Here is a 10,973-nt window from a genome sequence, read left to right on the forward strand (position 1 = left end):
TTATATTTTTAAAACAACACACTGACACAAGAAATTGGAAGAGAGGTTCCTTTTGGAAAATCAAGAAAATCAAGCAGGAAGTATTGGTAAGGTCGGACAGGAATATGGTGCAAGCCAGATTAGTGTTCTTGAAGGACTAGAGGCCGTAAGAAAAAGACCAGGGATGTATATTGGTGATACTGCCAATCGTGGTCTACATCACTGTGTATATGAAATTGTAGATAACGCAGTCGATGAAGCACTTGCAGGTTATTGTAGCGAAATTAAAGTTATTATTCACGTTGATAACTCTGTAACAGTTATCGATGATGGGCGAGGGATCCCAGTTGATATTCACCCGAAAGAAGGTGTATCGGCCGCGGAACTTGTATATACAAAACTTCACGCAGGTGGAAAGTTTAACGAAGAAGGTGGAGCTTATAAAGTTTCAGGTGGTCTACACGGTGTAGGTGCTTCTGTTGTAAACGCACTATCTAAGTGGGTTAAAGTTGAAATTAAAAAGCATGGAAAGATTCACCAAGTTGAATTTAACCATGGTGTAACTAAAGAGCCACTAAAAGTTGTTGGTGAATTAGAAGATAAAAGTCAAACAGGTACATCTGTTACTTTCAAACCAGATAATGAAATTTTTGAAGTTCACGAATTTAATTACGATACATTAACAAATCGTTTTAGAGAGATGGCCTTCCTTAACAAAGGTCTTAAGATCGTTGTTAAAGATGAGAGAACAGATAAGAATGAAACTTTCCACTACGAGGGTGGTCTTATTCAGTTCGTAGAATATCTAAACAGAGCTAAAACAGTAGTACACAAAGATCCAATCTATATTGCAGAATCAAGAGAAGATTACGAAGTCGAAATCTCAATGCAATGGACTGATTCATACTCAGAAGTTCTTTCTGGTTATGCCAACGCAATTACAACTCCAGGTGGGGGGACTCACATCTCTGGATTTAAAACTGCACTTACTCGTGTTCTAAATGCATATGCAAAAGATAATAACCTGCTTAAAGGAATTAAAACGAATTTAACAGGTGATGATATGAGAGAAGGTTTAACAGCGATTATTTCTGTTAAACTTCCTGAGCTTCAATTCGAAGGTCAAACAAAAGATAAGCTAGGTAACTCTGAAGTAGAAGGTATCGTTAACTCTCTAGTAGGGGATGCACTTAAGAGATATTTAGAAGAAAACCCACAAACTGCAAAAACAATTATTAGAAAGTCTGTTGATGCAGCTGCAGCTCGTGAAGCCGCAAGACGTGCTCGTGAATTAACTAGAAGAAAGTCAGTTCTAGATATGGGTGGTCTTCCAGGTAAAATGGCAGACTGTCAGGAAAAAGATCCAGCTCTTTCTGAAATCTACATCGTAGAGGGTGACTCTGCCGGTGGTTCTGCAAAGCAGGGACGTGATCGTAAGTATCAAGCAGTTCTTCCTCTTAAAGGTAAGATCCTTAACGTTGAAAAAGCTCGTTATGATAAAATGCTTGGTAACGCCGAAATTAAGATGATCGTTCAAGCGATGGGTACAGGTATTGGTAAAGGTAACTTTGATATTTCAAAACTTCGTTACCACAAACTAGTTATCATGACAGATGCCGACGTCGATGGTTCTCACATTAGAACACTTATTTTAACTCTTCTTTATCGTCAGTTCCCTGAGCTGATTGAGCAAGGTTATGTTTATATCGCTCAACCACCTTTATATAAATACAAGAAAGGTAAGAAAGAGATTTATCTAAAAGACGAAAAAGCACTTGAGACATTCCTTGTTGCAAACGCAATTGAAGGAACTTCAATTAACTTCAATGGTGAAATGATTGAAGAAGAGACAGCTAAAGGTCTTATTAATAAATTCACTCAATACGACAAAACTCTTAAGTCTTACGATATTCACTTTGATACGTTCTTACTAAGACACTTAATTGAAGAAATTGGTATCACTGCAGCTGATCTTAAAGATCGCTCAAAACTTGATGGTATTGTTTCTAAACTTGATGAACACTTTAAAACTCAAGAGTCTGAAACATTAAGAAATTACTCATTCTCAATTGAAGAAGACAAAGAGCATGCATCAAATCTTATTCGTATCAATGTTAAAACAACAGCACGTACGAAGAAATTTAAACTTAGCTCATACTTCCTGGAGTCTTCAGAATACGCAGATCTTATGAACCTTTACGATGGTATCAATAAATTTAAAATTGGTAAGTTCATTGTTAAAGGTGAAAAAGGTGATGCAAAAGAATTCGAATCACTAAGAGGTTTTGCTTCTTATATTATCGATGATGCTAAACAAGGCGCGTACATCCAACGTTATAAGGGTCTTGGAGAAATGAACCCTGAACAACTTTGGGAAACAACAATGAATCCAGAAAATAGAACTCTTCTTCAAGTAAAGATTGAAGATACTATTGAAGCAGATTCAGTATTCTCTGTTCTAATGGGTGACCAAGTAGAACCAAGAAGACAATTTGTTGAAGAAAACGCACTTAATGTAAGAAATCTGGACGTATAGGACTAATTTATGACTGATGAAACAAATATCACAAATGAAAATGATAATGGTGATGGTGGAAACCATAACCACGGGAATATTCAACAAATTGGTATTCGCGATGAAATGAAAAACTGTTACCTCGATTACGCAATGTCGGTAATCGTAGGTCGTGCACTTCCAGATGTACGTGATGGGATGAAACCTGTTCACCGTCGTTGTCTGTATGCAATGCACTCTCTAGGTAACTACCATAATAAACCATTCCTAAAGTCTGCCCGTGTTGTTGGTGACGTTATTGGTAAGTATCACCCACACGGTGACTCTGCGGTTTATAATACAATCGTACGTATGGCCCAAGATTTCTCAATGAGATATCCAATGGTTCAAGGTCAAGGTAACTTCGGTTCAATTGACGGTGATAACGCTGCGGCCATGAGGTATACAGAGATCAGAATGCAAAAGCTTTCTGAAGAGATGTTAAAAGACTTAGATAAAGAAACAGTTGATTGGCAACCTAACTACGACGACTCACTTAAAGAGCCAACAGTTCTTCCAACAAAAATCCCTAACTTATTAGTTAATGGTTCAGCTGGTATTGCTGTAGGTATGGCAACAAATATTCCTCCACATAACTTAACAGAAGTTATGACGGCTCTTACTGAGCTTGTAGATAATCGTGAAATGTCGATTGAAGACATAATGAAGATTATCCCAGGTCCAGACTTTCCAACTGCTGGAACAATTCACGGAACTGAAGGTATTCGCTCTGCTTATAAAACAGGTAAGGGTGTTATCCAGATGCGTGCAAAGATGGATGTGGAAATTCACGGTAAGAAACAAGATCGTGAAAGAATTGTTATTACTGAACTTCCATACCAAGTTAACAAAGCTAAGCTAATTGAAAAGATTGCTGAACTTGTAAACTCTAAATCACTTGTTGGTATTTCAGACCTCCGTGATGAATCATCTCGTGAAGGGATTCGTGTTGTAATCGACCTTAAAAAAGGTGAGATCGCAACTGTAATCATGAATAAGCTTTATAAGCAAACTGCACTACAATCATCATTTGGTATTATTTTCTTATCAATTGTTAACTCATCTCCAAAAGTTCTAAACATCAAAGAACAGCTTGAGTGTTTCATTGATCACAGAAGAGAAATCATTATTCGTCGTACAGTATACGAACTTAAGAAAGCACGTGAGCGCGCGCATATCTTAGAAGGTTTAAAAGTAGCTGTTGAAAATATTGATGAAGTAGTTGAGATGATCAAGAAATCTGATGGGCCAACTGATGCTCGTGAGAAATTAATGAGTACATTCTCATTAAGTGAGATTCAAGCTCAAGCAATTCTAGACATGAGACTACAACGTCTAACAGGTCTAGAAAGAGATAAGATTATTGCTGACTACGAAGCAATCATGAAAGAGATTGATCGCTTAGAAGGAATCCTTGGTTCTGAAGATAAAATCAAAGCAATCATTAAAGAAGAATTCACTGAAGTTATTGAAAAATACGGTGATGAGAGAAGAACAGAAATCGTTGCAAAAGCAGACGAAATTCAAATTGAAGATCTTGTAGCAAGTGAAGAGATGATTGTTACAATCACTCACAAAGGTTACGTTAAGCGTATGCCACTTGACACTTACAAAGCGCAAAAGCGTGGTGGTAAAGGTGTTAAGGGTGCTGCAAACGATGATGACTTCTTTACAAATATCTTTACGGCAAATACTCACGATAAGCTTCTATTCTTTACAAGCCGTGGACAAGTATTCTCAAAGAAAGTTTACGAAATTCCTGAAGGAACTAGAACTTCTAAGGGACGTAATATTGCAAACCTTATCCAAATCCCAAGTGGTGATCGTGTAACAGAAATTATCTGTGTACCACACGATATGGATCTTAATGAGAAGTACTTAATCTTTGCTACTAACAAAGGTCTAGTTAAGAAGACAGCTCTTGAAGAATACTCAAACGTTAAGCAATCGGGACTAATTGCAATTAAACTGCAAGATGGTGACCATATTGTTAACGTAAGAATTAATGATGGATCAAAAGATATCCTTCTATGTTCTTCAGCTGGTAAGATCATCCGTTTCGATACTAATGATGCAAGGCCAATGGGACGTGTATCTCAAGGTGTTAAGGGTATCAACATCAATACAGATGAAGAAAAAATCATCGGTATGGAATTAATTGATGACCAAATGGAAATCCTATCTGTAACTGAACATGGGTACGGTAAACGTACTGAATCTTCACAATACCGTAAGCAAACTCGTGGTGGGAAAGGTATTCTTGCAATGAGACTTACAGATAAGAATGGTGAGATTGTTCAAATTAAACCTGTTACTGACAAAGATGATCTAATGATCATTACTGACCGCGGGCAAGTTGTTCGTACAAAAGTAAGTGGTGTTTCTCTAATGGGACGCGCGACTCAAGGTGTACGCCTAATTAAGCCTAAAGAAGGTGAGAAGGTTGTTTCAATTGCAAAAATTATTGAAGCAGATGATGAAGATGGATCAACTTCTGAAGAATAAATTCATAAGGGCCAGTTTTTTACTGGCCCTCATTTTACTTACGTCTTGTGATTTCACGCCAAGAATTCACAAAGATATCCTAATTGCGCAAAATCATATCTCTAATCAAGAGTACGCTCAGGCAGTGAAGCAGTATCATAAGATTTTAGAGATGGCGCCAAATGATGAAATTAAAATCAAAATCAATTATCAGATTGCTGAACTCTACGCAGTCTCTCTTGGACAATATAATCGTGGAATTGCCTTTTACGAGAAGATTCCAAAACTTACGACAGATCCAGTTTGGCTTGTAAAAACACAAGAACGAATTGGTGAGATCGCTTTTCTTTATATTAATGATTATGCAAAGGCTGCTGAAGTTTATAACAAGCTTTCTGCCTTTAGACCTAAACTTTCAAATCACGATCTATATGAATTTCGTCTTGCTCGTTCATATATCAAACTTAAGGAATATGATAAGGCGACTGAGCACTTAGTTTCTATGCATAATAATGGAAACCATAAGTACTTCGTTGATAGCTTCTTTCAATCTGGAATCATGTATTTTGAATCGCAAGATTGGAACCGCGCTGTTCAATACTTTCGTGAATACATCAAACGTGAAGATCGCCGCGACCTAAAAGTTCGCGCCATCTTTCTTATGGCCAATTGCTATGAGACATTGGAGCGTCTTCAAACAGCCTATGATCTCTACTATTCAATCTTAGGTGAGTACCCAAATAACAAGGTTATCCAAGATCGCTTAAACTCAGTATATGAGCGTCGTGTTGCGAGGAAGCGTTAGATGGCCCTTTATGACCCAAAATGGATAAAGCCAATGGCACTTGCCATGTCACTCCCTTCAACGGCCTTAGTTGTGGCCTGGGGACTTTGGGAGCTCGTTAAAAAAGGTATCATCACTCAAGGCTGGGCCGTAGGAATTTTTCTAGCGGTAATTGGAAATATTTTAATTTCGATGGTTGTCTATGCTCTTCGTAAGAAGTAGATAATTCTCATGATTAAAGATCTATCTAATAAAATTAGTTTCCCTCGCTTTTTTATGTTGTCACTTCCTATGGCTGCAGCGTGTCTTTATTTATTGACTCCAGGCATGGAATGGACAGCGTTCGCTGTTTGTTACGTAGCAACTGTCTTATATTTAGTGATGTTCTGGATGGCCGTAGATGAGCTGATAAAGCCACATCGCATCGATGGTTATAAAGCCAATGGAAAGTATCTAGCGTTTTTATTTATAGGTAAGCTTGTTATTTTAATCGGGGCCCTATTATTTGGTGTACAAATTCTTCAAAGTAAGATAATTATACCGGTAATAAATTATTTCTTAAATATATTTGTGCTGGGCGCCAGCATCAAAAAGGACTAATAATGAAAAAAATAGCCCTTCTTTTAACTACTTTATTAGCGACAAATACATACGCAGCAGGTGGATTTCTGTGGCTTGGTGAACTTTCTCATGTTTTTCACCTAGGTTACGTTGATCACATCTTCACTAAGTCTTTTGTTGCAATCATCATTTTATTAGTAGCTCTTCTTTATAGAATGCGTGTTTCTAAAATGACTCTTGAAGAGACAGTAGTTCCAGATAGAGGAATTTCACTAAGAAACATCGTTGAGATGTACGGATCATTTATCATGACTCAATGTCGTGCCGTAATCGGTGAAGAAGATGCACCAAAATATTTCAAGTTCATTTCGTTCCTATTTATTACAATTTTCCTAGCGAACGTAATTGGTCTTGTTCCAGGTTTCTTACCTCCAACTGAATACATCAACACAACTCTTGCTCTTGGTGTACTTTCATTTGTTTACTACAACATCAAAGGTTGTAAAGAACTTGGTACGATGAACTACCTTGCACACTTTGCAGGTCCACTTTGGTATATGGCAATCTTAATTTTCCCAATTGAGATTCTTTCAAACTTTATTCGTCCTCTATCTCTAGCACTACGTCTTAGAGGTAACATGATGGGTGACCACCACGTATTAACAACTTTCCTTAACCTTGAAATTCTTGGTGTGAACGTTGGTATGTTTGGTGCTGCAATTCCATTCTACTTACTTGGACTTCTAGTTTGTTTTATTCAAGCTTACGTATTTACAATGTTATCAATGGTTTATATTAGTCTTGCAACTGCTCACCACGATCATGATGAGCACCACGCACACTAATAAAAACTTAAACTTAATAATTTAACAGTTACTTGATCAAAGTAACGAACGTTTTAGGAGACTATTATGGAAAACACTCAAGCAATTAAGTACATCGCGTATTTCTTAGCAATGGCTATCGCTGCATACGGTGGTACTGCTGCACAATCAAAAGCTGCTTCTGTAGCTCTAGAAGGTATCGCAAGAAACCCATCTGCTGCTGACAAGATTCAAACTCCAATGATTCTAGGTCTTGCACTTATGGAATCACTTGTAATTTTCGTACTTATCTCAGTATTCCTTGCTGGTTAATTCGAAAATCTAAATTGATTTAATGAAAGGCCTCGCTTTTAGCGAGGCTTTTTTGTTTTGTTGGTAAATATTTAATATGATAGACTTCTGAAATATTTATTTAATTTAAGGATTGCAGGAATTATAGTGGAGAAACACTACGTAAAAATTGAAATATATATAAGCCTTTGTGTACTTTTTCTTTTGCTATGTTTTTTTAATTCATTCAATCTGTGGTCACAGATAATAGGATTTTATCAAATTAATGATGGAGAGATGTGGGTTGATCCGTTTGTAAGGCTTTATCATTATCCGAGAGCTTCGTTGTTTTATCCAATTGTTGCAATTTATAGAATAACAAGTTTATCAATTGATTTCTTATTTAAGATATATACTTCAATTGTTTTGATATTATCTGTTTATGTCCAGTATTTAACATTGATAAATCTCTTTCAGTATAAAAAGATTGTGGATTTCTTATTTATTTTAATTTTATTACCCTTCTACTTTGTGTTGGCTCAGTATATGAATGGTAGGTTGGTGTATGCTTTCTTGGGCTTTGCTATACTTAATTATATTTTAGTGAATCATGAGAAAACTCTTTCATTAAAATTGTTTTGTTTATATTTTCTTTCAGGTTTAATGTGTAGTGTTTCTTCAGGCTCCTTTTTGATTTACACATTGGTGCTACTGTTACATTTAACTTACTTTTATTCTAGATCAAAATCTATTTTCCCAGTACTTGCATGTATTTTTTTTGCTCTTCCATTATTGTTACTCGGTGTATTTAAAAATCTAAAATTTTATAACTATTCTTTTTTTGCTCTTTTTGATCATGGTTTTGGTCTAGATAAAATTGTATTTAGTTTAACTATGTTTTCTCTATTAGTTGCTTTTGTGTATTTAGTACAATATTTGAGATATGGATTAAAACCTGGATTTGTTACAGTGTTTTTTTGTACTATTTTGGTTTCTTTATTTTTTTCAATGATGGGGAAGGGAATTATTGCTTCGCAAATCCCGACATTAATTTTAACTTTTATTATAATAATAAAGTTTAGCCTCAAGCGAATATATTCTAATACTATAAAGAGTCGGTATAATTTATGAAAAAATATAATAGTTTAAAAATTTATTTTATAAAATGGGTATATTTTTTATTTGATCATGTATGTGCTTTAATTACTTTTCCTTTATCTTTTTTTATTAGAACTGATTTTAAAGGCTTTAGTATATCTACTGAAAATTTCATAAAAATTGTTGTAATTACATTTTTCGTAAAGATCATCTTTTTTCGTATTTATAAAATTAATAAAATGATTTGGCGATATGCTTCAATTGCTGAAATTTTAAGAATAGTGAAAGCTTCATTAATTTCTATATTAGTATATAGTATGATTTTCTTCTTAGTTGACGTTAATATTCCAAGGTCTGTCCCTATTATTGATTTACTAATTTTGATCTCTTTTCTAAGTGCAGGTAGAATAGTTTCCAGAGTATTAAGAAGTGTATCTGAAAAAAGTCGTGGTGTTAGAGTGTTAATTGTAGGCGCAGGTCAATCAGGTGAACAATTAATTCGCGAAATCAAAAATCGAGATATTGATTATTTTGTATGTGGAATATTAGATGATGATCCTTCTAAGCAAAATAGAGAGATTCATGGTATTCCTGTTTTAGATAAGTTATCAAATATTGAAGATTATATTGAATTACTAGAGATTAAAAAAGTTATAATTGCCATTCCATCAGCTAGTTCGTCTTTAGTAAGGCAACTTCGAGATAAGTTAAAGTATTTTAAAGATATTGAAATTAAAACATTACCTTCTATATCTGATATTGCAGATGGAAAGGTTAATATAGAGCAACTTAGGCCTGTAGATGTTAATGATTTATTAGGTAGATCTCCTATAGAACTGGACTTAAAGAGTATTGGAAAATTTATTTCAAATAAGACAGTTTTAATTACAGGTGCAGGAGGATCTATAGGAAGTGATTTAGTAAAGCAGGTAGCGCAAAGAGGCCCTAAAAATATTATTCTACTAGATGTATGTGAGTATTTTATTTATGAAATTGATATGTTCTTAACTGAACACATGCCAAATGTTTTACATGAATCAATAATTGCTGATGTAAGAGATAAAAATCGTATTTCTAGAATTTTTGAACAATATGAACCTGATATAGTTTTTCATGCTGCTGCATATAAGCATGTTCCTTTAATGGAAATTAACCCTCAAGAAGCGATAAAAACCAATGTTTTCGGTACTAGAAATGTTGCTGAAGCTGCGGGGAAAAATGGAGTGGAAAAATTTGTACTTATATCGACAGATAAGGCGGTTAGACCTGCTAATGTGATGGGGGCTTCGAAAAGAATGGCTGAAATAGAAATTCAGTCTGTATCTGAAAAGTACCCGAATACAAAATATGGGGCGGTTCGATTTGGAAATGTTTTAGCAAGTAATGGCTCAGTAATTCCTAGATTTATAAATCAAATCAAGGGTGGTGGTCCTGTTACTGTAACACATAGAGATATAACTAGATTTTTTATGTCAATACCTGAAGCAACTCAGCTTATTATCCAAGCTGGTTCAATGCTAAAGGGTGGAGAAGTCTTTGTTTTAGATATGGGGAATCCTATCCGTATATATGATCTTGCCGTTGATTTGATTGAGCTTCAAGGTCTAAAGCCCAATGTTGATATTGAAATTAAAATTACAGGTTTAAGACCAGCTGAAAAGCTCTATGAAGAACTGATTTTTACTGAAGAAGAAACATTAGAAACAAGTCATCCTAGAGTTAGAGTAGTTAAATGCAAGAAGGTTGCATTCAAAGATATTGATTATTTAATGGATATAGATAAAGAAAATATTAATATTAATAAATTTAAAAGAGAAATAGAATCTATCATTGAAGAAGAGACACTTTTATAACTATGTATATATATTTTAAAACATTTATAGATTTTATTTGCGGTCTAATTTTATTTGTTCTTTTCCTACCGCTAATTATTATTGTCGCCATAGGGGTTAAATTTAGTTCACCAGGACCCATTCTATTCAAGCAAGATCGAGTCGGTAAGTATGGTAAACTATTTAAAGTGTTTAAATTCAGATCTATGGTGGTTAATAATTCTAATTCATTTACCACTAAAGATGATCCACGAATTACGAGGTTTGGAAAATTTATCAGAAGAACTTCGCTAGACGAGCTACCGCAAATATTTAATATATTAAAAGGTGATATGAGCTTTATTGGCCCAAGACCTGCTGTTCCATCCCAAATTGATGATTACGGTGAATATTATTTTAATCTGAGACATCAGGTGAAACCGGGAATTACAGGTTTACATCAATCAACGTTACGCTCTCAAGGTACTATGCGCATGAAGGCATTATTGGATGGATTTTATGCGAAGAAGATATCTTTATGTTTGGATATCATAATTGTATTTAGAACATTTAAAATTTTATTAAATTCTAAAGCTTCTAACTAAAGG

General features: G+C 34.8%; 9 protein-coding genes. All 9 read left to right on the plus strand.

All coding sequences use genetic code 11. The features are described 5' to 3' along the window. Window positions 1–52: 52 nt before the first annotated feature. The 9 genes from gyrB (at window position 53) to ACMAYS_RS14435 (ending at window position 10,970) form a co-directional block, all read left to right on the plus strand. The gene (gene gyrB, locus ACMAYS_RS14395) at window positions 53–2,515 is read left to right on the plus strand and encodes a DNA topoisomerase (ATP-hydrolyzing) subunit B (RefSeq protein ID WP_103218599.1); all 2,463 of its coding nucleotides are present in this window, start codon (window positions 53–55) and stop codon (window positions 2,513–2,515) included. Between the two features lie 9 nt (window positions 2,516–2,524). Beyond that, a complete protein-coding gene (gene gyrA, locus ACMAYS_RS14400) occupies window positions 2,525–5,038 on the plus strand; it encodes a DNA gyrase subunit A (RefSeq protein WP_233189727.1) in 2,514 nt (837 codons plus the stop codon). Then, window positions 4,986–5,822, plus strand: a complete 837-nt coding sequence (locus tag ACMAYS_RS14405; protein WP_412463500.1) for a tetratricopeptide repeat protein — start codon at window positions 4,986–4,988, stop codon at window positions 5,820–5,822. The genes gyrA and ACMAYS_RS14405 overlap by 53 nt, the downstream gene beginning before the upstream one ends. Beyond that, window positions 5,823–6,023: a hypothetical protein gene (locus tag ACMAYS_RS14410; RefSeq protein WP_412463501.1), complete on the plus strand. Its 201-nt coding sequence runs from the start codon at window positions 5,823–5,825 to the stop codon at window positions 6,021–6,023. Window positions 6,024–6,032: 9 nt separating this feature from the next. Beyond that, complete coding sequence (locus tag ACMAYS_RS14415) at window positions 6,033–6,401, plus strand: hypothetical protein (protein ID WP_103218595.1); 369 nt, start codon at window positions 6,033–6,035, stop codon at window positions 6,399–6,401. 2 nt (window positions 6,402–6,403) lie between these two features. After that, a complete protein-coding gene (atpB, locus tag ACMAYS_RS14420; protein ID WP_103218594.1) occupies window positions 6,404–7,207 on the plus strand; it encodes a F0F1 ATP synthase subunit A in 804 nt (267 codons plus the stop codon). A 66-nt stretch (window positions 7,208–7,273) separates the two neighbouring features. After that, window positions 7,274–7,498: an ATP synthase F0 subunit C gene (locus ACMAYS_RS14425; protein WP_103218593.1), complete on the plus strand. Its 225-nt coding sequence runs from the start codon at window positions 7,274–7,276 to the stop codon at window positions 7,496–7,498. A 1,085-nt stretch (window positions 7,499–8,583) separates the two neighbouring features. Beyond that, complete coding sequence (locus ACMAYS_RS14430; RefSeq protein ID WP_412463502.1) at window positions 8,584–10,407, plus strand: polysaccharide biosynthesis protein; 1,824 nt, start codon at window positions 8,584–8,586, stop codon at window positions 10,405–10,407. Between the two features lie 2 nt (window positions 10,408–10,409). Continuing rightward, on the plus strand, window positions 10,410–10,970 hold the full coding sequence (locus tag ACMAYS_RS14435) for a sugar transferase (RefSeq protein WP_412463503.1): 561 nt from the start codon (window positions 10,410–10,412) through the stop codon (window positions 10,968–10,970). The last annotated feature ends 3 nt before the right edge of the window (window positions 10,971–10,973 follow it).

It is taken from the genome of Halobacteriovorax sp. RT-2-6, from assembly GCF_047085025.1.
Taxonomy (GTDB): domain Bacteria; phylum Bdellovibrionota; class Bacteriovoracia; order Bacteriovoracales; family Bacteriovoracaceae; genus Halobacteriovorax_A.